Source organism: Microbacterium sp. CFBP 13617 (assembly GCF_014839445.1).
GTDB lineage: Bacteria > Actinomycetota > Actinomycetes > Actinomycetales > Microbacteriaceae > Microbacterium.
Genome location: NZ_JACYNW010000001.1, coordinates 667,593 through 693,681 on the forward strand (window position 1 = coordinate 667,593; position 26,089 = coordinate 693,681).

24 protein-coding genes are annotated in these 26,089 nt (G+C 70.7%); 12 read left to right on the forward strand and 12 right to left on the reverse strand.

Going from position 1 to position 26,089, the window contains the following annotated elements; genetic code table 11:
- Positions 1-116 precede the first annotated feature (116 nt).
- The 4 genes from IFU40_RS02980 (at position 117) to IFU40_RS02995 (ending at position 6,701) form a co-directional block, all read left to right on the forward strand.
- Positions 117-1,844, forward strand: coding sequence for an ABC transporter ATP-binding protein (locus IFU40_RS02980; protein ID WP_191925314.1), 1,728 nt, complete (start codon positions 117-119; stop codon positions 1,842-1,844).
- A complete protein-coding gene (locus tag IFU40_RS02985; protein WP_249404029.1) occupies positions 1,841-4,018 on the forward strand; it encodes an ABC transporter ATP-binding protein in 2,178 nt (725 codons plus the stop codon). The genes IFU40_RS02980 and IFU40_RS02985 overlap by 4 nt, the downstream gene beginning before the upstream one ends.
- Before the next feature lie 198 nt (positions 4,019-4,216).
- Positions 4,217-5,473, forward strand: coding sequence for a glycosyltransferase (locus IFU40_RS02990; RefSeq protein WP_191925315.1), 1,257 nt, complete (start codon positions 4,217-4,219; stop codon positions 5,471-5,473).
- A 4-nt stretch (positions 5,474-5,477) separates the two neighbouring features.
- Positions 5,478-6,701, forward strand: coding sequence for a glycosyltransferase (locus tag IFU40_RS02995; RefSeq protein WP_191925316.1), 1,224 nt, complete (start codon positions 5,478-5,480; stop codon positions 6,699-6,701).
- Positions 6,702-6,765: 64 nt separating this feature from the next.
- Here the strand turns inward: IFU40_RS02995 and IFU40_RS03000 are convergent, their stop codons facing one another.
- A complete protein-coding gene (locus IFU40_RS03000; RefSeq protein ID WP_191925317.1) occupies positions 6,766-7,023 on the reverse strand; it encodes a hypothetical protein in 258 nt (85 codons plus the stop codon).
- A gap of 86 nt (positions 7,024-7,109) precedes the next feature.
- Here IFU40_RS03000 and IFU40_RS03005 point away from each other — a divergent pair, with 86 nt between their 5' ends.
- Together IFU40_RS03005 and IFU40_RS03010 are read left to right on the forward strand one after the other, a co-directional pair.
- Positions 7,110-8,123, forward strand: coding sequence for a GlxA family transcriptional regulator (locus IFU40_RS03005; RefSeq protein ID WP_191925318.1), 1,014 nt, complete (start codon positions 7,110-7,112; stop codon positions 8,121-8,123).
- Positions 8,124-8,326: 203 nt separating this feature from the next.
- Positions 8,327-10,525, forward strand: a complete 2,199-nt coding sequence (locus tag IFU40_RS03010; protein WP_191925319.1) for an ATP-dependent Clp protease ATP-binding subunit — start codon at positions 8,327-8,329, stop codon at positions 10,523-10,525.
- A gap of 290 nt (positions 10,526-10,815) precedes the next feature.
- Here IFU40_RS03010 and IFU40_RS03015 read toward each other — a convergent pair whose 3' ends face one another.
- On the reverse strand, positions 10,816-11,400 hold the full coding sequence (locus IFU40_RS03015) for a nitroreductase family protein (protein WP_191925320.1): 585 nt from the start codon (positions 11,398-11,400) through the stop codon (positions 10,816-10,818).
- 387 nt (positions 11,401-11,787) lie between these two features.
- On the reverse strand, positions 11,788-13,149 hold the full coding sequence (locus tag IFU40_RS03020; RefSeq protein WP_191925321.1) for a glucose-6-phosphate dehydrogenase: 1,362 nt from the start codon (positions 13,147-13,149) through the stop codon (positions 11,788-11,790).
- Positions 13,150-13,262: 113 nt separating this feature from the next.
- Between IFU40_RS03020 and IFU40_RS03025 the strand changes: the two genes are divergently transcribed.
- The 3 genes from IFU40_RS03025 to IFU40_RS03035 all read left to right on the forward strand — a co-directional run bounded on the left by IFU40_RS03025 (position 13,263) and on the right by IFU40_RS03035 (position 16,268).
- Positions 13,263-15,044, forward strand: coding sequence for a glycoside hydrolase family 15 protein (locus tag IFU40_RS03025; protein ID WP_191925322.1), 1,782 nt, complete (start codon positions 13,263-13,265; stop codon positions 15,042-15,044).
- Between the two features lie 119 nt (positions 15,045-15,163).
- Positions 15,164-15,871 (forward strand): hypothetical protein, encoded by a 708-nt coding sequence (locus tag IFU40_RS03030; protein ID WP_191925323.1) that lies wholly within the window; start codon positions 15,164-15,166, stop codon positions 15,869-15,871.
- Between the two features lie 16 nt (positions 15,872-15,887).
- The gene (locus IFU40_RS03035; RefSeq protein ID WP_191925324.1) at positions 15,888-16,268 is read left to right on the forward strand and encodes a VOC family protein; all 381 of its coding nucleotides are present in this window, start codon (positions 15,888-15,890) and stop codon (positions 16,266-16,268) included.
- A gap of 86 nt (positions 16,269-16,354) precedes the next feature.
- Here IFU40_RS03035 and IFU40_RS03040 read toward each other — a convergent pair whose 3' ends face one another.
- The 4 genes from IFU40_RS03040 to IFU40_RS03055 all read right to left on the reverse strand — a co-directional run bounded on the left by IFU40_RS03040 (position 16,355) and on the right by IFU40_RS03055 (position 20,389).
- Complete coding sequence (locus tag IFU40_RS03040) at positions 16,355-17,473, reverse strand: ABC transporter permease (protein ID WP_191925325.1); 1,119 nt, start codon at positions 17,471-17,473, stop codon at positions 16,355-16,357.
- Positions 17,470-18,354 (reverse strand): ATP-binding cassette domain-containing protein, encoded by an 885-nt coding sequence (locus IFU40_RS03045; RefSeq protein WP_191925553.1) that lies wholly within the window; start codon positions 18,352-18,354, stop codon positions 17,470-17,472. The genes IFU40_RS03040 and IFU40_RS03045 overlap by 4 nt, the downstream gene beginning before the upstream one ends.
- A 111-nt stretch (positions 18,355-18,465) precedes the next feature.
- A complete protein-coding gene (locus IFU40_RS03050; RefSeq protein ID WP_191925326.1) occupies positions 18,466-19,137 on the reverse strand; it encodes a response regulator in 672 nt (223 codons plus the stop codon).
- Positions 19,130-20,389 (reverse strand): sensor histidine kinase, encoded by a 1,260-nt coding sequence (locus tag IFU40_RS03055; protein WP_191925327.1) that lies wholly within the window; start codon positions 20,387-20,389, stop codon positions 19,130-19,132. The genes IFU40_RS03050 and IFU40_RS03055 overlap by 8 nt, the downstream gene beginning before the upstream one ends.
- Positions 20,390-20,532: 143 nt before the next feature.
- On the opposite strand from IFU40_RS03055, the gene IFU40_RS03060 reads away from it, so the two are divergent.
- Entirely contained in the window at positions 20,533-21,105 is a 573-nt protein-coding gene (locus tag IFU40_RS03060) for an NAD(P)H-dependent oxidoreductase (RefSeq protein ID WP_191925328.1), read from the forward strand.
- 175 nt (positions 21,106-21,280) lie between these two features.
- Here the strand turns inward: IFU40_RS03060 and IFU40_RS03065 are convergent, their stop codons facing one another.
- A complete protein-coding gene (locus IFU40_RS03065) occupies positions 21,281-21,706 on the reverse strand; it encodes a YciI family protein (protein ID WP_191925329.1) in 426 nt (141 codons plus the stop codon).
- Between the two features lie 252 nt (positions 21,707-21,958).
- Entirely contained in the window at positions 21,959-22,804 is an 846-nt protein-coding gene (locus IFU40_RS03070) for an exodeoxyribonuclease III (RefSeq protein WP_191925330.1), read from the reverse strand.
- A gap of 117 nt (positions 22,805-22,921) precedes the next feature.
- Between IFU40_RS03070 and pyrE the strand changes: the two genes are divergently transcribed.
- On the forward strand, positions 22,922-23,500 hold the full coding sequence (pyrE, locus tag IFU40_RS03075; RefSeq protein ID WP_191925331.1) for an orotate phosphoribosyltransferase: 579 nt from the start codon (positions 22,922-22,924) through the stop codon (positions 23,498-23,500).
- 153 nt (positions 23,501-23,653) lie between these two features.
- Here pyrE and IFU40_RS03080 read toward each other — a convergent pair whose 3' ends face one another.
- The 3 genes from IFU40_RS03080 to IFU40_RS03090 form a co-directional block, all read right to left on the reverse strand.
- The gene (locus IFU40_RS03080; RefSeq protein WP_156458661.1) at positions 23,654-23,803 is read right to left on the reverse strand and encodes a hypothetical protein; all 150 of its coding nucleotides are present in this window, start codon (positions 23,801-23,803) and stop codon (positions 23,654-23,656) included.
- A gap of 26 nt (positions 23,804-23,829) precedes the next feature.
- Positions 23,830-24,660 (reverse strand): HAD-IIA family hydrolase, encoded by an 831-nt coding sequence (locus IFU40_RS03085; RefSeq protein ID WP_055934863.1) that lies wholly within the window; start codon positions 24,658-24,660, stop codon positions 23,830-23,832.
- A 92-nt stretch (positions 24,661-24,752) separates the two neighbouring features.
- Positions 24,753-24,923: a CsbD family protein gene (locus tag IFU40_RS03090; protein WP_055832729.1), complete on the reverse strand. Its 171-nt coding sequence runs from the start codon at positions 24,921-24,923 to the stop codon at positions 24,753-24,755.
- 192 nt (positions 24,924-25,115) lie between these two features.
- Here IFU40_RS03090 and IFU40_RS03095 point away from each other — a divergent pair, with 192 nt between their 5' ends.
- The gene (locus tag IFU40_RS03095; RefSeq protein WP_191925332.1) at positions 25,116-26,063 is read left to right on the forward strand and encodes an SDR family NAD(P)-dependent oxidoreductase; all 948 of its coding nucleotides are present in this window, start codon (positions 25,116-25,118) and stop codon (positions 26,061-26,063) included.
- Positions 26,064-26,089: the final 26 nt, after the last annotated feature.

Genomic DNA, 26,089 nt, shown 5'->3' on the forward strand with positions numbered 1-26,089 from the left:
ACGAGCCGCGACCGAACGGGCGCTGAGTTGCAGAAAAGGTTCCCCGGTGTCGGAGGTTGGTGCCAGGCTGGTCTTCGCGGTCACGGCGGCCGCGTCAGACCTGCTCCGGAGGTCCCATGCTCGGCAAGATCCTCGTCCGCTACCTGTCCCGGTACCGCTGGCTCCTCGTGGCGCTGCTGGTGTTCCAGTTCGTCGCGGCGATGGCATCCCTCTACCTGCCGCGCCTGAACGCCGACATCATCGATCGCGGCGTCGCCCAGGGCGACACGGGGTTCATCTGGTCGCAGGGCATGATCATGCTCGGCATCTCGCTCGGGCAGATCGTCGCCTCGGTCGTCGCGACCTACTTCGCCGCGCGCGCCGCCATGGCCGCGGGCCGCGACATCCGGCTCGATCTGTTCGAGAAGGTCAGCGGTTTCTCCGAGCGCGAACTGTCGCAGTTCGGCGCCGGTTCCCTCATCACGCGCAACACGAACGACGTGCAGCAGGTGCAGATGCTCGCGATGATGGGTGCCACCATGCTCGTCAGCGCCCCGCTGCTCGCCCTCGGCGGCATCTTCATGGCGTTGCAGCAAGACGTCGGTCTCAGTTGGCTGCTCGGCGTCGCCGTTCCGATCCTGCTGGTCGCGGTCGCCCTCATCATCGCCCGCATGGTGCCGCTGTTCCGCAGCTACCAGTCCAAGCTCGACGCCGTGAACCGGGTGATGCGCGAACAGCTGACCGGGGTGCGCGTGGTGCGCGCCTTCGTGCGCGAGCGCATCGAAGAAGAGCGCTTCCGCGAGGCGAACACCGACATCATGGACGTCGGCCGCAAGGTGGGCTCGCTCTTCGTGCTGCTGTTCCCGCTGGCGATGCTGGTGCTCAACGTCACCGTCGTCGGTGTCATCTGGTTCGGCGGCATCCAGGTCGACGCCGGCGGCGTGCAGATCGGTACCCTCTTCGCCTTCATGCAGTACGTGGCGCAGATCCTCATGGGCGTGCTCATGGCGAGCTTCATGACGGTGATGATCCCGCGCGCGGCCGTGTCGGCCGAGCGCATCGGAGAGGTGCTCGACAGTCACTCGACGCTCGAGCGTCCGGCGAACCCGGTGAGCGTCTTCCCCTCGGTCGGAACCGTCGAGTTCGACGACGTCGCCTTCGCGTACCCGGGAGCCGAGTCGCCCGTGGTGTCGGGCGTCACGTTCGCGGCCCACCCCGGCGAGACCGTGGCGATCGTCGGATCGACGGGGGCGGGAAAGACGACCCTCGTCTCCCTGCTCCCGCGTCTGTTCGACGTGACGGCGGGAGTCGTCCGCGTCGGCGGCGTCGACGTGCGCGAGGCCGACCTCGACCTGCTGTGGAAGAGCATCGGCCTGGTGCCGCAGCGCCCGTTCCTGTTCAGCGGCACGGTGGCATCCAACCTGCGTTTCGGTCGCGAAGACGCCACCGACGACGAACTGTGGCACGCGCTCGAGATCGCCCAGGGTCGCGACTTCGTCGAGGCGATGGAGGGCGGCCTCGACGGCAAGATCGCCCAGGGCGGCACCAACGTCTCGGGCGGGCAGCGCCAGCGCCTCGCCATCGCCCGAGCGATCGTGCACCGGCCGGCGGTGCTCGTCTTCGACGACTCGTTCTCGGCCCTCGACCTCAGCACCGACGCCCGATTGCGGCAGGCGTTGTGGCAAGAGCTCCCCGAGGTGACGAAGATCGTCGTCGCGCAGCGCGTCTCGACCATCACCGGTGCCGACCGGATCGTCGTGCTCGAAGACGGACGCATGGCCGGCCTCGGCACGCACGACGAGCTGCTGCGCTCCAGCACCACCTATCGCGAGATCGTCGAGTCGCAGCTGGGGGTCGAAGCATGAGCACTCCCGACACCCGCACCGAAGAAGAGCGCGCCGAACTCGAGCTCGCTGAACAGGCCCGTCTGAACTCCGGCGACTGGGACAGCGTCGCGCCGGGCAAGGCCTCGGACTTCGGCTCGAGCTTCCGCCGGCTGATCGGACTCCTACGACCCCACGCCGGGGCCTTCGGGCTCGTCTCGGTGCTCGGGGCCCTCGGTGTCGTGCTGGCGGTGCTGGCCCCGCGCGTCCTCGGCAACGCCACGAACATCATCTTCGAGGGCGTGGTCTCGCGCGGGCTCGCCGAGCAGTTCCCGGCCGGCACCCCGAAAGACGCCGTCGTCGACGCCCTGCGCTCCGCCGGGCAGGGCGACATCGCCAACATCGTCGGCGCGATGGACAACTTCCAGGTCGGCGCGGGCGTCGACTTCGATGCGCTGCGCATCGTGGTCGTGACGGTACTGGCCATCTACGTCGGCTCGTCGCTGCTGTCGTGGATCCAGGGCTACGTCATCAACATCATCATGGTGCGCACGATGTGGCGCCTGCGTGAAGACGTCGAGGCCAAGGTCAACCGGCTCCCCCTGTCGTACTTCGACAAGGTGCAGCGCGGTGAGCTCATCTCGCGGGTCACGAACGACATCGACAACATCACGCAGACGATGCAGCAGTCGCTCTCGAGCGCCCTCACCTCCGTGCTCACGGTCGTGGGCGTGCTCATCATGATGTTCACCATCTCCTGGCAGCTGGCCCTCGTCGCGCTCATCTCGCTCCCGCTCATGGCGGTCATCTTCGGGGTGATCGGCCCGAAGTCGCAGAAGGCCTTCGGCGAGCAGTGGAAGAAGGTGGGCCGTCTCAACGCCCGCGTCGAGGAGTCGTTCTCGGGTCACGCGCTGGTCAAGGTCTACGGCCGCGAGAAAGACGCCCGCGAGAAGTTCGAGGTCGAGAACGAAGAGCTCTACCAGGCCAGCTTCCGGGCCCAGTTCCTCTCCGGCATGATCATGCCGGGCATGATGTTCGTCGGAAACCTCACCTACGTCGGCATCGCGGTGCTCGGCGGACTCATGGTGGCCGGCGGGCAGATCCGCCTGGGCGACGTGCAGGCGTTCATCCAGTACTCGCAGCAGTTCACGCAGCCCCTGTCGCAGCTGGGTGGCATGGCCGCGGTCGTGCAGTCGGGTACGGCCTCGGCCGAGCGCGTCTTCGCCCTGCTCGATGCCGACGAGCAAGACCCCGACGCCCCCGACGCCCCGCGCCCGGGCGACGGTCGCGGGGTCATCGAGTTCGAGAACGTCCGCTTCGCGTACTCGCCCGATCGCCCGCTCATCCGCGACCTGTCGTTCCGGGTCGAGCCGGGTCAGACGGTCGCCATCGTCGGACCGACGGGGGCCGGCAAGACCACGTTGGTCAACCTGATCATGCGGTTCTACGAGCTCGACGGCGGACGCATCCTGCTCGACGGTCAGGACATCGCCGAACTGCGCCGCGACGACGTCCGCTCGCGCACCGGCATGGTGTTGCAAGACCCGTGGCTGTTCGCCGGGACGATCCGCGACAACATCCGCTACGGCCGCGAGACCGCCACCGACGACGAGATCCAGCAAGCCGCCGTCGCCACCCGCGTCGACCAGTTCGTGCACTCGCTCCCCGAGGGGTACGACACCGTCCTCGACGAAGACGCCGCGAACGTCTCGGCGGGTGAGAAACAGCTCATCACCATCGCGCGGGCGTTCGTCGCGCGTCCGTCGGTGCTCATCCTCGACGAGGCGACCTCGTCGGTCGACACGCGCACCGAGCTGCTGCTGCAGCAGGCCATGGCCGCGCTGCGCGAAGGACGCACGTCGTTCGTGATCGCGCATCGCCTGTCGACGATCCGCGATGCCGATCTCATCCTGGTCATGGAGCACGGCGACATCGTCGAGCAGGGCACGCACGACGAGCTGATCGGCACCGAGGGGGCGTACTACCGGCTCTACCGTTCGCAGTTCGAGCAGGCCACCGCCGACGTCGATCTCGGGGCGGCCGAAGCCCCCCGCGCGGCTGATCCCCGGCAGGCGCCGGCCACCGACGACGCCGTGGTGGTGTCGGCGATGGCGGCCGCGGCATCCGAGGTTCCCGCCCCCGCCGGGACCGACGGGCCGCCGCGCCCCGCGCACGGTGCTCCCACGCCCGACCCGCGGCTCGACGGTCGGGACTGACTCGACCCGCTCCGACCCGCCCGCCCGGTGCCACGCCGGGCGGGCGGTGCCGCGTCCGGCACGCGTCGAGCGCCCACGCCACCCGTCCTCCACACCGGGAGACGGCTCCGGGTTCGCGAAAACCGCTCGGGTACAGTGGTGCGAGCGCATGAACCGCACCGTGCGACCCGTCCGCCGCATAGATAGGCCTCACCACCCGTGACCACTTCTGCGACGCCCGCCGACCATCCCGTATCCGACGACGCGCACGATCCCGCCGTCTCGCGCGAGACTCCCACCCCGGCCGAACGTCCGCTCACGGTCCTCATCGGCGCCGACACGTTCCTGCCCCACGTCAACGGGGCCGCCCGCTTCGCCGAGCGCCTCGCCGCCGGTCTTGTCGCCCGCGGTCACGACGTGCACGTCGCCGCGCCCAGCATCGGCCGTGGCCACGCGGGCACGGCGACCGAGGTGATCGAGGGGCAGCCGATGACGCTGCACCGTCTTCCGTCGTACCGCTTCCTTCCGCACGACTGGCTCACGTTCGTATGGCCCTGGCGCGCGAAGCACTACGCGCGACTCATGCTCGATGAGATCCGGCCCGACGTCGTGCACATCCAGTCGCACATCATCATCGGCCGAGGACTCGCCCGCGAGGCGCGCAAGCGCGGCATCCCGGTGATCGCCACCAACCACGTGATGCCCGAGAACATCCTCGACTTCACGACCCTGCCCGACTTCCTCGACCGCATCATGCTCAAGCTGGCCTGGGCCGATGCCAAGCGCACCTTCGTCATGACGCGCGCCGTCACGACGCCCACGCGTCGGGCCGCCGACTTCCTGCAGGCGACGATCGGCATCGAGGGTGTCATCCCGATCTCCTGCGGTATCGACCGCTCGAACTACACGCCCGACCTCGAGCCGCGCGACGCGAACCGCATCCTCTTCGTCGGACGCCTCACCACCGAGAAGGGCATCGACGTCATCCTGCGCGCGATGACCAAGATCGACCCCGCCCTCGACGTGACCTTCGACATCGTCGGTGGCGGCGACCAGCGCCGCAACCTCGAGCAGCTCGCCGAGCAGCTCGGTCTCGCGCACCGCGTGACCTTCCACGGCCACACGTCCGAAGAAGAGCTGCGCGCGCTCTACTCCCGCGCGTCGGTCTTCGCGATCGCCTCGATCGCCGAGCTCCAGTCGATCGCGACGATGGAGGCCATGGCCTCCGGCCTGCCGATCGTCGCCGCCAATGCGGTCGCACTCCCGCACCTCGTGCACGACGGCGAGAACGGGTACCTGTTCGAGCCCGGAAACGCCGACGAGCTCGCGGCCCGGTTGACCGACGTGCTCACCGCCGCTCCCGACGAGCGCCGGCGGATGCAGCAGGCGTCGCTCGACGGCGTGATCGTGCACGACATCGGCCGCACCCTCGACACCTTCGAGGCGCTGTACCGCGGACGCCCGCTCCCGGAGTGACCTCGTGCACGTCGTGATGTTCGCCGACCAGCACCTCGAGTCGCTGGGCGGCGCGCAGGTGTCGATGCGGTTGCAGAAACGATTCCTCGAGCGCGCGGGCCACGTCGTCACCGTCGTCGCTCCGCGCCTGCACCGCCCTGCGCCCGACGACACCGCCTACCTCGACCTGCCCTCGATCCCCCTCACGCTCGATCGCGAGTACGCGCTCACCTGGCCCGGTGCCCGGACCGACCGGTGCGTGGACTCCGAGATGGGCGCGCGCCTGCCGGTCGACGTCGTGCACGTGCAGGCCGACTTCTGGGGCGCGTACATCGGGCACCGTTTCGCGGCGCGGCACGGCCTGCCCGTCGTGCACACGATGCACAACCGCGTCGACGTGGGCATCGAGGCGACCGCCCCGTTCCCGGGCCTGGTACTGCGCGCGCTGAACGCGTGGGCGCGACGCGCGCTGCCGCGACAGGTCACCGCGCCGGTGGCGGGGCGCGATATCGCGCCGGCCGGCAGCGACATCGACGGCTGGGCGTACCTTCGCCGTCTGGCCGCGGTGTCCCGCGCCGTGACCGCCCCCTCGGGTCACTTCGCGCGTCGTCTGGAACGGCACGGTGTCGCCGACGCGGTCGACGTGATCTGGAACGGCATCGACGACGACGCGCTCGACGCCGCCCTCGCGGCCGGACCCACCGAGCGTCGCCCGGGCCGTCCGCGCTTCGTCTGGCTCGGCCGCATGAGCCCCGAGAAGCGCCTGCTCCCCTTCCTCGAGGCGGTCGCCGAGTCGGGGATCGACGCCGAGGTCGAGATCATCGGCGGCGGCGGTCAGCTCCGTGCCGCGCAGCGGCTGATCGAGCGCCGGGCGCCGGTGGCATCCGTCACGTTCGCGGGACGCCTGTCGTACGCCGAGACCCTCCGCCGGCTCGCCGACGCCGACGCCGTGGTGCAGACGTCGATCGGCTTCGAGACGCAGGGCATGACGGTGTTCGAGGCCGCCTCACTCGGCACCCCCGCCGTCGTCAGTGACCCCGACATCGGCGCCGAGCTCGGCGCCGGGATCTGGACGGTTCCGGATGCCACGGTCGCGGCGCTCTCGCAGACCCTCCGCCGCGCGGCCGCCGACATCGCCGACGGGTCGCCGGTCACGCCCGACGCGAGCGTCGCGGAGCGGTTCCGCCAGTCGTCGCGCACGGCGGCGATGGTCGCCGTGTACGAGCGGGCGGTCGCCGCGGGGCGCTGACCCGGCGGATCCCACGCCCGCCGAGCCTCGGCCGTGCCGGGGCCGCGTGTGCCGCGTCGTCGGGTCACTCCGTTCCCACGATGCGCAGCGGAGCGGTGGCCGTCGAGGCCGACGGCAGGGTGACGTGCATGCTCGGGCGTGCGGCTTCGACCGCGGGAGCGGCCTGGATCGTCTTCTCCCGCGAGCGGATCGAGCGGTGCGATGAGGGGGCGACGCGCGAGGGGTCGGTGGGGATGCGCCCGTACCCGTCGGTCCGCACGAGCCACACGGTGCCGACGATGCCGGCGAGCGAAAGGATGCCGAGGGCGATGAAATAAGCCATGGCAGAGACGCTACGAGTGGAGGGAAAGTGTCACGAGTGGCATGATGGACGGTGTCCGTCATATTTCTGCCACACCGGAGGTTCGCATGCGCTCGGTCGCCGTCGTCATCCAGCCCGGCTTCGCCCCGTTCGAGTTCGGCCTCGCGTGCGAAGCTTTCGGCCTCGACCGCAGCGACGACGGCATCCCGAATTTCGACTTCCGCATCGTTGCGCCCGAACCCGGGGTCGTGCCCTCGAACATCGGTTTCTCGGTGAACGTCGATCTCGGTCTCGAGGCGGCGTCCGACGTCGACATCCTGGTTCTCGCCCCCATCCCGCGGGATCAGTGGGGCACCGTCGACCCGCGCGTGGTCGAGGTGGTGCGCGCCGCCCATGCCCGTGGCGCCTGGTTGCTGAGCGTGTGCAGCGGGTCGTTCGTCATCGCCGCCGCCGGGGTGCTCGACGGAAAGCGCGCCACGACGCACTGGCGTTACGCCGATGTCATGGCGCGGATGTATCCGGAGATCGAGGTCGACCCCGACGTGCTCTACGTGCAGTCGGGCAACATCGTCACGAGCGCCGGAACCGCCGCGGGACTCGACGCGTGCCTGCACCTGCTGCGCCAGGAGCTCGGTTCGGAGCTCGCCAACCGCATTGCGCGACGCATGGTCGTCGCGCCGCAGCGCGACGGAGGCCAGGCGCAGTTCATCGCCTCGCCGATCCCGATCGACTCGTCGCTCTCGCTGGCTCCGGTGACCGAGTGGATGCTGCAGAACCTGGATGCCGAGCTCTCGGTCGATCGACTCGCGGCACGCGCGCACATGTCACCGCGCACCTTCGCCCGCCGCTTCAAGGCGGATCTCGGAGCCACGCCCGCGGCCTGGCTCGCGCGCCAACGCCTGCTGCACGCGCAGCGGCTGCTCGAAGAGACCGATCTGGGGCTGGACCGCATCGCCGCCGAGTGCGGCTTCGGTTCGGCGGCGGTGCTGCGCCAGAACTTCGCCCGAGCGATGGGACTCACCCCGACCGCCTACCGCGCGCGTTTCTCGTGCAACGCGGATGAGCGAGTCGCCTCCGCGACCGTGTCGGCCCCGGCGACGGCGGAGCCGATCCCGGCCTGAGGGCCGCACCGCGCCCGCTCTCGCACCGCCACCGCTCTCACACCGCCACCGCTCCCGCGCTGCCCGCGCCCGCGCTCACGCCGCGCCCGCGTCCGCGCTACCGCCTGTGCCGCGGCATCCGTTGTTCTCTCGCCGGTGCACTGCTAAACTTGAGTCCACGCAACTCAAGTTTTTGAGACGGCGAACAGATTTTGGGAGAACACATGAACGCCACGCCACAGCCGGGGCAGGAGGACGCGCGGAGCGCCCTCGAGCAGTTCGGCATCAACCTCACCGACCGTGCCCGCCAGGGCAAGCTCGACCCCGTGATCGGGCGCGACGGCGAGATCCGCCGCGTCAGCCAGGTGCTCACCCGCCGCACGAAGAACAACCCCGTGCTCATCGGCGAACCCGGCGTCGGCAAGTCTGCCGTCGTCGAGGGGCTCGCGCAGCGCATCGTCGCGGGCGACGTCGCCGAGAGCCTGAAGAACAAAGAACTCGTGTCGCTCGACATCTCGGCGCTCGTCGCCGGCGCGATGTACCGCGGCCAGTTCGAAGAGCGGCTGAAGAGCGTCCTGAAAGAGATCACCGAGTCCGATGGGCGGGTCATCACGTTCATCGACGAGCTGCACGTGCTCATGGGCGCGGGCGGCGGCGAGGGCTCGGTCGCGGCGTCCAACATGCTCAAGCCCATGCTCGCCCGCGGCGAGCTGCGGCTGATCGGCGCGACCACGCTCGACGAGTACCGCGAGTTCATCGAGAAAGATGCCGCTCTCGAACGCCGCTTCCAGCAGGTGTACGTCGGCGAGCCCACGGTCGAAGACACCGTGGCGATCCTCCGCGGCCTGAAGGAGCGTTACGAGGCGCACCACAAGGTCGCCATCGCCGATGCGGCGCTGGTCGCGGCGGCGTCGCTGTCGAACCGCTACATCCCCGCGCGCCAGCTGCCCGACAAGGCCATCGACCTGATCGACGAGGCGGCCTCGCGTCTGCGCATGGAGATCGACTCCGCGCCCCTCGAGATCGACGAGCTGCGCCGACACGTCGATCGGCTCAAGCTCGAAGAGCTCGCGCTGAAGAAAGAGAAGGACGCCGCCTCGAAGGAGCGTCTCGCCACGCTCCGCGACACCCTCGCCGGCGAGCAGGCCAAACTCGACGAGCTGCAGGCCCGGTGGGAGCGCGAGCGCGCCTCGCTCAACCGCGTCGGCGACCTGAAGACCCGTCTCGACTCGGCGCGAGTGGATGCCGAGCGCGCCCAGCGCGAGGGCAACCTCGAACGCGCGTCGCGGTTGCTGTACGCCGAGATCCCGGCGCTCGAGCGCGAGCTCATGGCCGCCGAGCGCGAGGAGCCCACCGGCGACCGGATGGTCAACGATCAGGTCGCCGACGAGGACATCGCGGCGGTCATCGCCGCCTGGACCGGCATTCCGGTCGGGCGCCTGCTGCAGGGCGAGACCGAGAAGCTGCTGCACCTCGAGCGCGAGCTCGGCAAGCGCCTGATCGGGCAACGCGATGCCGTGAAGGCGGTGTCCGACGCCGTCCGCCGCTCGCGCGCCGGGATCAGCGACCCGAACCGCCCGGTCGGATCGTTCCTGTTCCTCGGCCCGACCGGTGTCGGCAAGACCGAGCTGGCGAAGTCGCTCGCCGACTTCCTCTTCGACGACGAGCACGCCATGGTGCGCATCGACATGTCGGAGTACGGCGAGAAGCACTCCGTCTCGCGCCTCGTCGGTGCCCCTCCGGGGTACATCGGGTACGAGCAGGGCGGCCAGCTCACCGAGGCCGTGCGCCGTCGTCCCTACAGTGTCGTGCTGCTCGACGAGGTCGAGAAGGCGCACCCCGAGGTGTTCGACGTGTTGCTGCAGGTGCTCGACGACGGTCGGTTGACCGACGGACAGGGCCGCACGGTCGACTTCACCAACGTCATCCTGGTGCTCACCTCGAACCTCGGCTCGCCGATCCTCATCGACCCGACGCTGTCGATCGAGACCAAGCACGAGCAGGTGCAGGCGCTGGTGCGCCAGGCCTTCAAGCCCGAGTTCGTGAACCGCCTCGACGACATCGTCATCTTCCAGGCCCTGAGCCAGGACGACCTGGCGCAGATCGTCGAACTCGCCGTCGATGCCCTGCACAAGCGACTGCGCGAGCGCCGGCTGTCCCTCGCGGTCACGCCCGATGCCCGCTCGTGGCTCGCCGAACGCGGGTACGACCCGGTGTACGGCGCCCGGCCGCTGCGTCGCCTGATCCAGACCGAGATCCAGAACCGCCTCGCAATGGCGATCCTCGCCGGCACGGTGCGCGACGGCGATGTGGTGCGGGTCGACGTGGCGAGCGACGGCGACTCGCTCGTGCTGGCGAGCGCGGGCCCCGCCCAGCCCGAGCCGGGCGACGACGACGTGATCGAGGCCGAGATCGTCGAGTAGTCGAACGCGAGAGGGGGATGCGGCGCGCGGTGCGCGGCATCCCCCTCTCGTGTGCGGTCGGCCGCGCATCGCGCGTGCCGGTCTCCGCGTCCCGGCCCCTCCCGCATAAACGCTCATCGTGCGCATAAACGCGTCGGCTGAGCGTTTCTGCGCAGGATGAGCGTTTATGCGCAAGAGGGCGTCGGCAGAGCGCGTCGGCCGTGCGCCGACGCCATGAGGAACGCCCGCCGCACCGGAAGGGCCCTCGGCGGGGTCTCCGGTGCGGCGGGCGTTCGCCGCGGGTGGGCCGCTCAGTCGTCGACGAGCAGCGAGTCCGCCACGGAGCGGCGCTCGCGGGGAGCGAGCTCGCGCTGGCGCAGGCCCTCTTCGGCGGCGTCGATGTCGCCGAGAGCGCCGACCGCGATCACGGTGACGGCGGTGAAGCGCGCCTCGATGTCGAAGGCGGCACGCAGGTCGTCGGCCACGAAGCCGCCCATCTGGTGCGTCGCGAGACCCTCGGCGTGTGCCTGCACGGTGAAGTGCGCGGCGGCCTGGCCGGCGTCGTAGAGCGCCCACGGTCGCGCGTCACCCTCGGCGGTCTCGTGCTCGGCGAGCACGACGAGCAGGGCGCCGGCGGCGGGGGCCCAGGCCTGGTTGAAGCCCATGAGGGCCGACACGATCTTCTCGTGCGCCGCCGAACCGCGACGGGCGAGGATCAGGCGCCAGGGCTGGTGGTTCATGCCCGAGGGTGCCCAGCGGGCGGCCTCGAGGGCGGAGCGCAGCGCGGTCTCGTCGATCGGCGTCTCGGGGTCGAAGACGCGGGTGCTCCAGCGCTCGGCGAGCACGCCGAGGATCGGAGCGTCGGTGGGTGCGGTGCGGTCGAGGGTGAGGGACATGGCTACTCCTGAGAACGGGGACGGATCCGGTCGCCATTGACCTCCACCATTGAACACACCCGGCCTCTTTCGTGTTCCCTCGTGACGGTATGGGTCGTCCAGCCTCGGTCCCGTTGGCCGTGCACAACGGCGGGGCCAGGCCGCAACACGCCGGTTCGGGATGCCGGTACCTCGGCGTGTCTGCCCCGGCCCCGCCGTTGTGCACGCGGCGGCGCAGGCGGCCGTGCATAACGTCGACCCCTCGGCAACCCGTGCACAACGGCGGGGCCAGGCCGCAACACGCCGGTTCGGGATGCCGATACCCCGGCGTGTCTGCCCGGCCCCCGCCGTTGTGCACGCGGCGGCCGCCGCGGCGAGGCGCCCCGACCGGACCTCAGCCCCTCCGTGTCACAGCTTCCAGGACTCGGGGCCCGTGGAACCCGCCGGATACTCGTCGAGCGGCACCCGGTTCTGGCGCCACGCGTCGATGACGGGCTGCACGATGCGCCAGCACTGCTCGGCCGCGTCGGCGCGCACCGCGAGCATGGCGTCGCCGTCGAGGATGCCCGAGAGCACTTCGCCGTACGCCTTCAGTCCGCCGACGCCGAGGTCGGCGGCCAGCGTCACCCGCTCGAGTTCGAGGGGGTCGTCGGCGCCGTTGACGTTGAGCCCGAGGCTCATCGTGTCGGGGCCGAGTGAGAAGACGAGCACCGACGGGTCGCTCTCGCCGACGAAGCCGCCGGGAAGGTGCCGCACGGGCTTGAAGGTGACGGTCGCGGCCGGGTCTCCGGCATCCAGCGCCTTGCCCGACCGCAGTGTGATCGGCACCCCCTGCCAGCGGGAGGTGCGCACCTCGACGGTCATCTCGGCCAATGTCTCGGTGCCGCGCGACGCATCGACGCCCGGCTCGTCGACGTACGAGGGGAAGTGGCGGTCGCCGACGTCGCCCGCCGTGTACCGCGCGCGCCGGGAGTTCTTCACCGGGTCGTCGTCGAGCACGTGGGTCGCCCGCAGCACCGCCGAGGTGGCATCGCGCAGGTCGAGCTGGTCGAGGGTGGAGGGCGGCTCCATCGTGACGAAGGCCATGACCTGCAGCAGGTGGCTCTGGATCATGTCGACGAGCGCGCCGGCGGAGTCGTAATACCCCGCGCGGCCCTCGAGGCCGAGCTTCTCGGGGAAGTCGACGGTGATCGACGCGATGTCGTCGGCCGACCACACGCTCTCGATGATGCGGTTGGCGAAGCGCGCGCCGAGCAGGTTGAGCACCGTGGAGCGCCCCAGGAAGTGGTCGATGCGGAAGACCTGGTCCTCGGGCACGAGCGTCGCCAGCTGCTGGTTGAGCTTGTGCGCGCTGGCCTCGTCGGTGCCGAACGGCTTCTCGAGCGCGAGGATCGTTCCCTCGGGAATGGTCACGTCGCTCAGTGCGAGGCACGACTTCTCGGCCACGGCCGGCGGAACGGCGAAGTACAGCGCCGGACGCCCCTCGGCGTCGTCGAGCAGCTGCTGCAGGTCGGCGGCCTTCGTGATGTCGGCCTGAGAGTAGGTCGTGGCCGAGACCGAGTCGAAGGCGGCCTCGGCGTCCATCGTCTGGAACGCCCGGTGCACCACCTCGCGCCAGTGCTCGTCGGTCCAGTCGTCCATTCCCGCGCCGTGCAGGCGCACCGACCGCCCGGGCTCGCGCACGAGCAGTTGGCCCAGGGCCGGGAGGAGCAGTCGAGAAGTGAGGTCGCCTGAAGCGCCCAGGATGATCAGGGTGGTGTCCGCCGCCATGCCGCTCAGCGTAGCGACACCTTCCGACCTCGCCCCGCCCTTGCGGATGACCGAGGGATGCCACTCATGGAGCCCATAGGTGCGATGCGGGTGTTTGCTGCCATGATCCGAGGGTGACGACTCCGATCGAGGACTACGCCGTCCTCAGCAACTGCCGGTCTGCCGCCCTCGTCTCCTCGCGGGGGAGCATCGACTGGCTCTGCCTGCCGCGGTACGACAGCGGCTCGATGTTCAGCGCCCTGCTGGGTGACGAGTCGCACGGCGCGTGGTCGTTGCGCCCGGCCGACCCCGAGGCGCGTGCGACGCGTCGGTACGACGGCGACACGTTCGTGCTCGTCACCCGCTGGGAGACCGAGACCGGCGTCGCCGAGGTGTACGACGCCATGCCCGTCGACGAGGGGGTCGAGGCGGTCATCCGCCGCGTGGTCGGGGTCTCGGGCCAGGTCGACTTCGTCAGCGAGGTGCGTCTGCGCTTCGACTACGCCCGTGCCGTGCCCTGGGTGCGGCAGATCGGCCACGCCGACGAGCACGCGATCCTCGCCGTCGCCGGCCCCGACGCCGTGACCCTGCGGGGCCCCCGTCTCATCGCCGTCGGCACCGCCCACCGCGGCCGGTGGACGACGAGCCCGGGCCACCGCGTCGACTCGGTCCTGTCGTGGGGGCCGTCGTGGCAGGACCCGCCGGTGTCGTTCGACGTGTCGGCGGCGCTGGAGCGCACGCGCGAGTGGTGGTCGTCGTGGGCCGACCGCGTGCAGTCCGCCGGCACGCACGCCGCCCTCGTCACCCGTTCCCTCATGGTGCTGCGCGCGCTCACGCACTCCGAGACGGGCGGCATCGTCGCCGCGGCCACGACTTCGCTGCCCGAGGCGTTCGGAGGCTCGCGCAACTGGGACTACCGCTACGTCTGGCTGCGCGACGCGGCCCTCACACTGAGCGCGTACATCGACCACGGCTACCTCGACGCCGCACAGCGCTGGCGCACCTGGTTGCTGAGGGCGATCGCCGGGGACCCCGCCGACGTGCAGATCATGTACGGCATCGCGGGTGAGCGCGACCTGCCGGAGCGCGAGATCACCAGCCTCCCCGGGTACGGGGGAGCCGCCCCCGTGCGCATCGGCAACGGCGCCGTCGACCAGTACCAGGCCGACGTGATCGGCGAGGTCATGGTGGCGCTCGAGGCGGCGCGGAACGCCGGGGTCGAAGAGACGACGTTCTCGTGGTCGCTGCAGCGGGCGTTGCTCGACCAGCTCGCGAGCGAGGTCGACCGGCCCGACCTGGGCATCTGGGAGATGCGCGGCGAGCCGCACTTCTTCACCCACTCGCGGGCGATGGTGTGGGCGGCGTTCGATCGCGGCATCCGCGCCGTCGAAGAGGGCGGGCGCGACGGCGACGTCGACACCTGGCGCACCCTGCGCGATCGGGTCCGCGCCGACATCGACGCGCACGGGGTGCACGAGGGCGGATGGTTCACGCAGCACTTCGGTACCGACGAGGTCGATGCCTCGCTGCTGGTGCTGCCCCAGGTGGGGTTCTGCGCGTACGACGACCCCCGCATGCTCGCCACCGTCGCCCGCATGGAAGAGACGCTCATGCCCGATGGGTGGCTGCTGCGCTACCGCACGACGGGTGTCGACGGCCTCACCGGGGACGAGCATCCGTTCCTCGCCTGTTCCTTCTGGCTGGTCGGGCAGTACGCGCACAGCGGTCGCCGCGACGAGGCCGTGACGCTGATGCACCGGCTCACCGCCGTCGCGAACGACCTCGGCCTGCTGTCGGAGGAGTACGACCCCACCACCGGTCACCAGGTCGGCAACACCCCGCAGGCGCTGTCGCACCTCGCGCTGGTGGGGGCGGCCGACGCGCTGGATGCGACGGCGCCGCGCCCCGGCGCCTGATCTCGTCGCGGCGTCGGGTCGCTCGACCTGCACGGCGCGCGCCTGACGTCGCGGAGGCCCCGATGGTCTCGACCCGGCTTCCCGCCCCCGCCGCCCCGGCGCGGCTCTAGAGTCAACGCATGGACGACGACGTCGAGCTGCGGCACCTGCGCGAGCGGGTCTACGGTGCCGACGGCGCCGCCGCGACGCCGGCGATGATCGAGCGCCTCGGCGAGCTCGAAGAGCGGGTGCGCCGCACCGGGAGCGGCGAGCCCGAGCGTGCGCCCCGGCGCGACCCCGACGCGTCGGACGACCCGACCCCGGATGCCGCGCCCGAGGGCGCCGAGCCCGCGGACGCCGATGCCCGCTCACCGCGCCCCGCCCTGCGGTGGGCGCTCGCCGCGGTCGGCGCCCTCGCCCTGCTCGGCGTCGGCGCCGCGATCGGCGCGGGGCTGTCGGCCGTGCCCTCGACCGCCGCGACCCCGGACCCCGCGGCGGCGAGCCTGCCCGAGCTGACGTTCCCGCAGACGGTCGAAGACGTGATCTCGGCCGACATCCTGCGCGACAGCGGCATCGACCCCGCCAGCACGCGCTACATCGCGACGGTGAGCGACTTCCGCATCTACCTCGCGCAACCCGACGACGGCGACGGGCGCTGCATCGCGACCTTCACCTCGACCGACAACAGTCCGTGGTCGGCGGGGTGCGCGAGCGGCGCGCAGACGGGGGCCGCGGTCTTCGGCGTCGACGAGAAACTCACCGTCGCGATCGGGGAGCCGGTGCGGTCGGTGATCGACGGCATCCCGATCCGCCTGTCCGACAGCGTCACGGCCTTCGTGGCGCGCTGAACGAAGGAGCACGATCATGTTCGATCCCGCCGGTGCCTTCTCGGGTTTCGCCGTCGACGACCTCGACGCGGCCCACCGGTTCTACGCCGACACCCTCGGCCTGACGGTGGAGGTGTTCGAGGACACGGGCTTCCTCTCGCTCCAGCTCGGATCGGGCGGGAGCGTGCTCGTCTACGGCAAACCGCATCACGAGCCCGCCACGTTCACGGTGCTGAACTTCCCCGTCGCCGACGTCGAGGCCGCCGTCGACGACCTGCGTTCCCGCGGCGTCGACACCAAGATCTCCCCCGACTCCGATATCCCCACCGATGAGCGTGGCATCATGCGCGAGGGCGGCCCGCTCATCGCCTGGTTCCGCGACCCGGCGGGCAACGTGCTCGCCGTGCTCGAGGAGTGACGGCGCCGAGACCGGCGTCACGGCGCGAAGAGGGGGATGGATGCCGAACCCCTGGCATCCATCCCCCTCCGACGTGAGCCGCTCGATCAGCCCTTCAGCGCCTCCGCCAGCTTGACGCGTGCGCCCATGCGCAGCAGTGAGTTGCGGTAGATGCGCGAGCCGACGCCGATGGCCGCGATGCACGAGACGAGCAGGATGAGCAGCGAGAGCACGGGCTCCCACCACTGCGCGTCGCCGAGGTACATGCGCAGCGGCATCCCCACCGGTGCCGAGAACGGCACGTACGACATGACCGTCAGCACGACGGGGTTGTCGTTGAAGAAGATCACGAGGAAGTACGGCGCCATGATCAGCATGGTGATGGGGGTGGTCGTGGCGCCGATGTCCTCCTGGCGCGAGACCATCGCGGCGGCCGCGGCGAACAGCGCCGCCAGCAGCACGAACCCGAAGAGGAAGAAGATCGCGAACCAGGCGATCGGTGCCCCGAGGGCGCTCAGCACCCCGGCCTGATCCGTGACGGCGAGACCGATGACGGCCACGGCCGCCAGCAGCACGATCTGCGCCATCGCGAGCACCGTGTTGCCCAGCACCTTGCCGGCGAGCAGGGTGCGCACGGGGATCGCCGAGATGAGGATCTCGACCACGCGCGTCTGCTTCTCTTCCACCACGCTCTGCGCGATCGTGCCGCCGAAGGTCGAGGCGGCGATGAGGAACACCAGGCCGAAGCCGAGGGCGATGAGGTAGCGCAACGCGCTCGCCGCTCCCGCACCCGGTTCGAGCTCCTGCACGGGCGGGGTCTCGCTCAGCATCTGCAGCAAGGTCGAGGGCACGCTGTCCTTCACCACGACGGTGTAGTCGAACGCGGCATCCGACGAGCCCGAGACCAGGGCGGCATCCACCGTCCCGTCCTCGACGAGGGCGGTCGCGGCACCGTCGTCGGCGGCGACGGTGACCTCGAGCCCGTCGAGGCTCGACACGGCGCTCTGCGTCTGGGAGGTGACGGCGACGGGGATGCCGCTGCCGCTGGCGTTGCTGGCGGCGAACCCGCCCCAGATCACCGAGGCGAGGGCCGCGACGACGAGGATGGCGGTCGAGATGACGAAGGACTTGCTGCGCAGCTTCGACCCGATCTCGCGCTCGGCGACGAGCCAGACGCTCTGCAGCTCGCTGGGAGCGTGACGGGGAGTGGGCGACGGAGTGCTCACTGGATGACCTCCTTGAAGATCTCGGCGAGGGTGGGACGCTGGGGCGCGAAACTGACGACGTCGCCCCGCGACACCGCCCCCCGCAGCACGCGTTGAGCGGCGGTGGCGTCGTCGGCGTCGAACAGGGCGTAGCCGCCGTCGAAATCGAGCACCGTGATGCCGGGCTCGTCGCGCAGCCAGCCGGCGTCGCCGCGCGACACCAGCTCGTACCGGTGGGTGGCGTGCTGGGCGCGCAGTTCGTCGCGCGTGCCCGCCGCGCGGATCGTGCCGCCGGCGATGATGACGAGGTCGTCGCAGAGGCGCTCGACGACATCGAGCTGGTGCGACGAGAAGAGCACCGCGGCGCCCGCCGCCGCCTTCTCCTGCAGCACGCCGGCGACCACGTCGACAGCCAGCGGGTCGAGGCCCGAGAACGGCTCGTCGAGGATGAGCACGTCGGGCTCGTGCACGAGCGAGGCGGCGATCTGCGCGCGCTGCTGGTTGCCGAGCGACAGGGTCTCGACGAGATCGCCGAGGCGCTCGCCGAGTCCGAGGCGCTCGAGCAGGGCGGTGGCCTTCTCGTTCGCCTCGGCCTTGCCGAAGCCGTGCAGGCGAGCGAGGTAGGCGATGTGCTCGGCGACCTTCATCTTCGGGTAGAGCCCGCGCTCCTCGGGCATGTACCCGAAGCGGCGCCGGTCGGCGGTGGTCAGGGGCGCGCCGTTCAGCGCCACCGTGCCGCCGTCCTTGGCCAGCACGCCCAGGGCGATGCGCATGGTGGTCGTCTTGCCGGCGCCGTTGCCGCCGACGAAACCCGTGAGTCGCCCGGGGGAGACTCCGAAGCTCACGTCGTCGAGCACACGGCGGTCGCCGTACCTCTTGGTGATGCCGTCCAGCTCGAGCACGGTGCGTCCCTTCTTCTCGGTGCGTCCCACGCTACGGAGGGCGGGGGTCCGGCGCCTCCGCCCTGGGGAGGGTCGGGCGGCTCCCCCTCGCGGGGGACCGGTGGGGGCGGCTCAGGCCAGGCCGTGCCGATGCGCCAGCACCACGGCCTGCACGCGGTCGCGCGCGCCGAGCTTCTGCAGCACGTTCGACACGTGCGTCTTCACCGTCGCTTCGCCGATGAACAGGCGGGCGGCGATCTCGGCGTTGCTCAGGGCCTCGGCGACCAGCCGCAGCACCTCCGACTCCCGCTCCGTGAGGGACTCGGCGAGAGCGGGCGGGGGAACCGGAAGAGGGGATGCCGCCGGCTCGGGCGCACCGGTGGCGAAGCGTTCGATGACCCGACGGGTGACCTCGGGGGCGAGCAGGGCGTCGCCGGCACCCACGATCCGCATGGCCGCGACGAGCTCCTCGGGACCGGCGTTCTTCAGCAGGAACCCGCTGGCGCCGGCGGCGAGGGCGGCGAAGAGGTAGTCGTCGCGGTCGAAGGTCGTCACGATGAGGATCGCGGCGTCGGAGCCGGGGTCGGCGGTGAGTCGGCGTGTGGCGTCGAGGCCGTCCATGTCGGGCATCTGCACGTCCATGCAGATCACGTCGGGACGCAGCGCGCGCGCCGCGGCGAGGGCCTCGACCCCCGACGCCGCCTCGCCGACGACGGTGATGTCGTCTTCGAGCGACAGGATGGTGCGGAAGCCCGCGCGCATCATCGCGTGGTCGTCGACCAGCAGCACCCTCAGCTCAGACATGCGCCACCTCGGCGTCCACGACCGGGACGCGCACCCGCACGAGATACCCGCCGCGCGAGCGCGGGCCGATGTCGATCGTTCCGCCCGAGACGGCCGCGCGCTCGCGCATGCCGAGCTGGCCGAGCCCCGACGCCGCCGACCCGGCGCGCCCCGTGTTCGCGACCTCGAGTTCGATGGCATCCGGATCGAATCGCAGGCGCACGTCGGCGGTGGCACGGGGGCCGGCGTGCCGACGCGCGTTCGTGAGGGCCTCCTGCGCGATGCGGTACAGGTTCACCTGCACGAGAGGCGCCGGATCGCTCGTGGGCTCTCCGATGATCGTGAGGGTGGTGGGCAGTCCGGCGGCGGAGGCCTCGTCGACCAGCGCCGAGATCGACGTCAATCCGTGCGTGGTCGGCGCGGTGTCGGGGGCCGCCTCGCTGCCGGGGGTGCGGAGGGTCTCGAGCAGCTGACGCAGCTCGTGCAGCGACGTGCGCGCCGACACCTCGATGCCCGCCAGCACCTCGCGCGTCTTGTCGGGGTCTCGCGCGAGCAGTGACCGGGCGACGCCCGCCTGCACCCCCATGAGCGACACGTGGTGCGCGACGACGTCGTGCAGTTCGCGCGCGATGCGCACGCGGTCGAGGGCGACGGCCTGCGCCGCCGTCACCTCGCGCTCGGCCTCGAGTTCGGCCGTACGCTCCTCGAGTGCGGCCCGCTGCCGCATCTGCTGGAACGTGCGGTTGCCGAAGTAGTAGGCGCCGCCGAAGTAGAGGGCGTTCACGCCGATCATCAGCAGCTGGTAGGCCACGAAGGGCGAGAAGGCTCCGGCGCGCGAGAACGCGCCCTCGACGGCCGGATCGACGGGCTGCGTGGCGTCTTGGAACATGATCACGAACAGCCACGCGAACATGCCGACGATGATCGCGACCCGCACGATCGTGGCGCGGCGACGGTGGGGCTCCCAGGCGCCCACGGTGTACAGCGCGATGAACATCGCGATGTTGCCGGCGTACAGCTCGGGAATGCGGAACGTCACGGCGAAGAAGTACGCGACCGAGACGACGACCGCCGCCACCGATGGCCAGCGCCGGCGGAACGCGAGCGGGATCGCGAGCACGGCGACGTACCCGAGGGCGATCGCGAGCGAGCCCTGCTGGTCGCCGTAGATGCCCGAGACCGACGACAGCACCGCGCTGAGCAGCCCACCGAGAAGCAGCACGACCGCGAGCACGATGTCGTTGCGCTGCTGGGAGCGGGTGAGCCGGGGCATCCCTCCACGGTAGGGGTGAGCCGCGGCACACGCATCCCCCGCGCGACGGAGCACGCGACCCGGGGAATACCGGGGCGTTCACGATGCTTGCACGTGAATGAACCTGGGCGTTCGGCGCCCCCGTCATCCCAGAGAGGATCACCGTGACCGAGTACACGATCGGCTACATCGTCGGAAGCATCTCCAGCACCTCGATCAACCGCCGTCTCGCGAAGGCGCTCGAGAAGGTCGCCCCCGAGGGCGTGACCCTGAAGGAGATCCCGATCAAGGACCTCCCCTTCTACTCGCCCGACTACGACGGCAACTTCCCCGAAGTGGCGACGGAGTTCAAGAAGGCCATCGAAGACGCAGACGGCATGTTCATCGTCACCCCCGAGTACAGCCGCTCCATCCCCGGCGTGCTCAAGAACGCCCTCGACTGGTCGGCCCGCCCCTACGGCGAGGCGTCGTTCAACGACAAGCCGACCGCCGTCATCGGCACCTCGCAGGGCGGCGTCGCGACCGCCGCGGGCCAGCAGCACCTGCGCTCCGTGCTCCTGCACTACAACGCCCTCGTCCTGGGGCAGCCCGAGGGCTACATCCAGTCGACCCCCGGCCTCTTCGAGGAAGACGGCACCGTGACCGACGAGGGCACGGCCGCGTTCCTCCGGTCGATCATCGAGGCGCTCGTGACGCTCATCGAGCGCACCGCGCCCGCCGAGGTCCCCGCGGCCTGACGATCGGGCATCACGGCGGGGTCGGGGTTCGCCCCGGCCCCGCCGTCGTTCGACGCGGGGCGGTCAGGGTGTGGGGCGCGTTCTGTGCACGGGGGCGGACGACGCACGCCCCGATGCACAGAAGGCGCCCCGAACGACGCGACGCGAGACGTCGGTGTCGGCGTTCACCGCGGGGTCAGCGCGAGGACTGCTCTTCGCGCCAGCCCTCCTCTTTCTGGATGTACTCGTTGTCGGCGAACGCCGCGAAGTCGGTCTCGTCGGTCACGCGGCGCACCTCGAGCTTGTTGCCGGCGATGAGCGGTGCGCGCCGGGCCCACTCGACGGCCTCGTCGCGCGTCGACACCTCGATGATCCAGAAGCCGTTGAACAGCTCGTGCGTCTCGCCGTACGGGCCGTCGGTGACGACCGGCTCCTCACCGCCGAACTCGACGACGAAGTTGGCGCTCATGTCCTCGGCCAGGCCGTCGCCGGCGACGAGCACGCCCGCGGTGATCATGGACTCGTTGTACGCGCCCATCTCGTTGATGACCTGCTCGAAGGGGATCTCTTTGTACGCCGCGTACGCCTCGTCGGTGCCGCGCATGATCAGCATGAACTTCATCGTGGACTCTTCTCGTGGGTGCTCTCGCGAGCGAACTGAGGGGAGCGAATGCCTTCCCCTACTATCGCGTCGAACGGCGCCGGGCGGAATCGTCGGGGGCCGAGAGAATTTCCGGATGCCGCGGACGTGGTGCGGCGCGGAATCGCGGGAGTGCCCCGGAATCAGAGCCCGCGGCGGCACGGAGAAGATTCCGGTGCGCGCGTTCGATGCTGCGCCGCCGCCCAAGCGGTCGGGTGCCCGCTGAGCCGGCGCTCAGCCGAAGATCATCGGCAGGTCGTCGTCATCGTCGGCGCCCGAGAGGTCGAGGTCGGCCACCACGGGAACATGATCGCTCGGAACCTCGCCCTTGCGTTCGTTGCGGTGGATCTCGGCGCCCTGCACGGCGTCGGCGAAGGCCCGCGAGCCGAGGATGAAGTCGATGCGGAGCCCCTCGTTGCGGGGGAAGCGCAGCTGCTTGTAGTCCCAATAGGTGTAACCGGTGGGAAGGAGGGGCCGCACGACGTCGGTGAGTCCGGCCGTCTCGAAGGCGGAGAACGCCGCCCGCTCCGCGGGAGAGACGTGCGTGCTCGCGCCCTGCACGATCGTCGGGTCGCCGTTGTCGGCATCGGTGGGCGCGATGTTGAAATCGCCCGTCAGCGCGAGGGGCAGGTCGGGGTCGCCCGCGAGGGTGTCGGCGGTGTACTGCCGGAGCTTCTCGAGCCAGTCGAGCTTGTACGTGAAGTGCGGGTCGTCGAGCCCGCGCCCGTTGGGCACGTACAGGCTCCAGACGCGCACGCCACCCACGGTCGCACCGATGGCCCGGGCTTCCTGGGGAAGATCGGGGCCTTCTTTGCCCTTCTCGAAACCGGGCATGCCGGGGAATCCGATCTCGACGTCCTCGAGGGGCTCGCGGCTGGCGATCGCGACGCCGTTCCACTGATTCAGGCCGTGCGCGGCGACGTGATACCCCGCCTCTTCGAACGCGGCGTAGGGGAACTGCTCGGTCTTGCACTTGATCTCCTGCATCGCCAGCACGTCGATGTGCTCGCGCACGCAGAACTCGACGGTGCGGGTGACGCGGGCACGGATGGAGTTGACGTTCCAGGTGGCCAGGCGCATGGCATCCAGCCTACTTTCGTGCGTCGACATCGATGAGCGTGCGACAGGTGCCACACGGTCACCCCGCGACGCCCCCGTGCCCGCCCGCCGTGTGCCCGCCCCTCTAGACTCGACGCCGTGACCACCGCCTCCACTTCCGAGCTCGAAGCCGACCGTCAGGCGCTCATCCGCCTCATCTCCGACGAGGCGGTGTTCCACGGCGACTTCACCCTCTCGAGCGGCAAGAAGGCGACGTACTACGTCGACATGCGAAAGCTCACCCTCGACCACCGTGCCGCCCCCGCCATCGGGCGTCTCGTGCTCGACCTCGTGAAAGACCTCGACGGCGTCGTCGCCGTCGGCGGGCTCACGCTCGGCGCCGACCCCATCGCCAACGCCGTCATGCACGAGTCGGTGCACGCCGGTCGTCCGCTCGACGCGTTCGTCGTGCGCAAAGAGGCGAAGGACCACGGCCGCGGTCGTCAGATCGAGGGGGCCGACATCGTCGGCAAGCGCGTCGTCGTCGTCGAAGACACCTCCACCACCGGTCAGTCGGCGCTCAAGGCCGTCGAGGCGCTGCGCCGCGAGGGCGCGGAGGTCGTGGCCGTCGCCGTGATCGTCGATCGCAAGACCGGCGCACAGGCCGCGATCGAGGCCGAGGGCCTGCAGTGGCTCGCCTCGGTCGACCTCGACGACCTGGGGCTCGCGCCGCAGTAGTCGGATCGCCGCGCCGCCCGTCCGCGCCCGTCACGAGAGCGGGGCCCACGACGCGAACACGCCGCCGAGGCGTGAGTCGGTGGCGTCGCCTGTCTCCTGACGCGGTCCGACCCACGGATGCCGGGCACCCGGCGCGCCGCCTCGATCCCGCCCTCAGGGCGAGTCGTCTCCGGGCCCCGGCCCATCGAACGGATCGCGGCCACCGCCGCCGCGGCGCGACCGTCTCCACTGCACCACGAACGCGACGAGCGTTCCCAGGGTGATGAAGAAGGCGACGATCAGCCAGAGCGTGCGGTCGTCCATGCGGTCGTCCTCTCGGTCGGGGCGGCTCAGAGACCCGCTTCGAGGCCCTCCTCGCCGTCGGCGAGGTCGGTCTCGAGGGGCTCCTGGCGCACGAGTTCGGCGATCGAGCCGAGGATCTCGTCGGGGCGGAAGGGATAGCGCTCGATCTCGCGCTGGTCGCTGATGCCGGTGAGCACGAGCACGGTGTGCAGGCCCGCCTCGATGCCGGCGACGATGTCGGTGTCCATGCGGTCGCCGATCATGCCGGTGTTCTCGCTGTGCGCGCCGATGCGGTTGAGCGCCGAGCGGAACATCATCGGGTTGGGCTTGCCCACGATGTACGGCTCTTTGCCGGTCGCCTTCGTGATGAGGGCGGCGATGGCGCCCGTGGCGGGCAGCACACCCTCGGTCGACGGGCCCGTGGCGTCGGGGTTCGTCGCGATGAAGCGGGCTCCGCCGCGGATGAAACGGATGGCCTTGGTGATGGCCTCGAACGAGTAGTTGCGCGTCTCACCGACCACCACGTAGTCGGGAGCGGTCTCGGTCATGATGAACCCGGCTTCGTGCAGGGCCGTCGTCAGACCCGCTTCGCCGATGACGAAGGCGGATCCACCGGGCATCTGCGACTTGAGGAAGTCGGCCGTCGCGAGCGCCGACGTCCAGATCGACGCCTCGGGCACGACCAGGCCGGATGCCCGCAGCCGCGCGCTGAGGTCACGCGGGGTGAAGATCGAGTTGTTGGTCAGCACGAGGAACGGAGTGCCCTCGGAGCGCCACTGCGCGAGCAACTCGGACGCTCCCGCGATGGGGGTGTTCTCGTGGACGAGAACGCCGTCCATGTCGGTGAGCCAGCACTCGATGTCGCCTCGGGTCCGCATGCGGCCAGCCTAGCCCCGGCCTCCGACACGCCGCCGGAACGAGCGCGGGCGGGCACGGCCGAAGCCGATGCCCGCCCGTCCGCGGTGGCGGATTACTTGAAGGTGTCCTTGACGTTCTCGCCGGCCTTCTTGGCATCCGCCTTCACCTGGTCGGCCTTGCCCTCTGCGGCCAGCTTGTCGTTGTCGGTCGCGTTGCCGATGGCTTCCTTCGCCTTGCCGACGATGTCCTGAGCGGCGTTCTTGATCTTGTCGTCGAGACCCATGGCCTGACTCCTTTACCTGTCGTGACGGCGTCGGCGGCGGGTGTTCGTCGCGACGGAGCGGGTGCGCTCGGGGATGAGACGAGACGACGGGACGATTCGTCACGCGATGTTCGGAAAATTTTCCCGCGTGCCGATATTCCTCGCACGGAATGCACCCGTGACGGCGGCGCGCGATCTGGTTAGGGTCGAAGGGTGGCGCGCACCGAATGGGACCCCGAGAACCTCCCCGACCTCACGGGGCGCTCCTACCTGGTCACGGGAGCCACCCGCGGCCTCGGCTTCTTCTCGTGCGTGCAGCTCGCCGCCGCCGGAGCCCACGTGGTGCTGACCGGACGCAACCCCAACGCCCTCGCCGCGGCGAAGGCCGCCGTCACGCGCGGTGATCCGGATGCCGACATCGAGACGCTGCTGCTCGACACCAGCAACATGGGGTCGGTGCGGGCGGCGGCCGCCACCGCCCGCGCACGCGGCCGGCTCGACGGTCTGCTGCTGAACGCCGGCGTGGTGCATCCGCCCAAGACCCGCGAGATGGCCGGCGGGCACGAGCTCGTGTTCGCCACCAACGTGCTGGGGCACTTCGCCCTGGCGGGCGAGTTGCTCAAGCCCCTCGCCACCGCGCGGGGCCGCATGGTCTGGGTGGGGAGCATGTCGACCTCGCTGTGGAGGCACGTTCCCACCGACCCCGAGCTCACCGAGGGCTACACCCCGTGGCGCGCGTACGTGCAGTCGAAGGCGGCGACGACCGCCCTGGCGCTCGAGGCCGACCGGCGGCTGCGGGCCCACGACGTCCCCGTCGAGAGCCTCGTCGCGCACCCCGGTTACTCCACGAGCGGGCGCACCCGCGGCGTCCGGGGCGTGAACGAGCCGACGCGGCTCGAGCGCTTCCTCGACAACCTGCAGGCGCCCATCACCCAGTCCAAGGAGCACGGCGCCTGGGCGCTGGTGCGGGCGCTCGTCGACCCGCACGCCGAGGGCGGGGCCATGTACGGGCCGGCACTCGTCGCGCGGGGGGCCCCGCGCCCGGCCACGCCGGCGCGCCGCATCCGCGGGAGCGAACTCGGCGCCGAGCTGTGGCGCGCGTGCGAGACGGCGACGCACGTGCGCTGGCCGTTCGACCGCGCGCGGCGCGCGGCGTCGTGATCCGCCCCCGTCGATGTCGCCGGCGG

What these genes read in the sequence shown, in the direction of transcription:
- IFU40_RS02980 (WP_191925314.1), top strand. Translation starts at nt 117, where the DNA reads ATGCTCGGCAAGATCCTCGTCCGCTACCTGTCCCGGTACCGCTGGCTC.
- IFU40_RS02985 (WP_249404029.1), top strand. Translation starts at nt 1,841, where the DNA reads ATGAGCACTCCCGACACCCGCACCGAAGAAGAGCGCGCCGAACTCGAG.
- IFU40_RS03000 (WP_191925317.1), bottom strand. Translation starts at nt 7,023, where the DNA reads ATGGCTTATTTCATCGCCCTCGGCATCCTTTCGCTCGCCGGCATCGTC.
- IFU40_RS03005 (WP_191925318.1), top strand. Translation starts at nt 7,110, where the DNA reads ATGCGCTCGGTCGCCGTCGTCATCCAGCCCGGCTTCGCCCCGTTCGAG.
- IFU40_RS03010 (WP_191925319.1), top strand. Translation starts at nt 8,327, where the DNA reads ATGAACGCCACGCCACAGCCGGGGCAGGAGGACGCGCGGAGCGCCCTC.
- IFU40_RS03015 (WP_191925320.1), bottom strand. Translation starts at nt 11,400, where the DNA reads ATGTCCCTCACCCTCGACCGCACCGCACCCACCGACGCTCCGATCCTC.
- IFU40_RS03020 (WP_191925321.1), bottom strand. Translation starts at nt 13,149, where the DNA reads ATGGCGGCGGACACCACCCTGATCATCCTGGGCGCTTCAGGCGACCTC.
- IFU40_RS03030 (WP_191925323.1), top strand. Translation starts at nt 15,164, where the DNA reads ATGGACGACGACGTCGAGCTGCGGCACCTGCGCGAGCGGGTCTACGGT.
- IFU40_RS03035 (WP_191925324.1), top strand. Translation starts at nt 15,888, where the DNA reads ATGTTCGATCCCGCCGGTGCCTTCTCGGGTTTCGCCGTCGACGACCTC.
- IFU40_RS03050 (WP_191925326.1), bottom strand. Translation starts at nt 19,137, where the DNA reads ATGTCTGAGCTGAGGGTGCTGCTGGTCGACGACCACGCGATGATGCGC.
- IFU40_RS03055 (WP_191925327.1), bottom strand. Translation starts at nt 20,389, where the DNA reads ATGCCCCGGCTCACCCGCTCCCAGCAGCGCAACGACATCGTGCTCGCG.
- IFU40_RS03065 (WP_191925329.1), bottom strand. Translation starts at nt 21,706, where the DNA reads ATGAAGTTCATGCTGATCATGCGCGGCACCGACGAGGCGTACGCGGCG.
- IFU40_RS03070 (WP_191925330.1), bottom strand. Translation starts at nt 22,804, where the DNA reads ATGCGCCTGGCCACCTGGAACGTCAACTCCATCCGTGCCCGCGTCACC.
- IFU40_RS03080 (WP_156458661.1), bottom strand. Translation starts at nt 23,803, where the DNA reads ATGGACGACCGCACGCTCTGGCTGATCGTCGCCTTCTTCATCACCCTG.
- IFU40_RS03085 (WP_055934863.1), bottom strand. Translation starts at nt 24,660, where the DNA reads ATGCGGACCCGAGGCGACATCGAGTGCTGGCTCACCGACATGGACGGC.
- IFU40_RS03090 (WP_055832729.1), bottom strand. Translation starts at nt 24,923, where the DNA reads ATGGGTCTCGACGACAAGATCAAGAACGCCGCTCAGGACATCGTCGGC.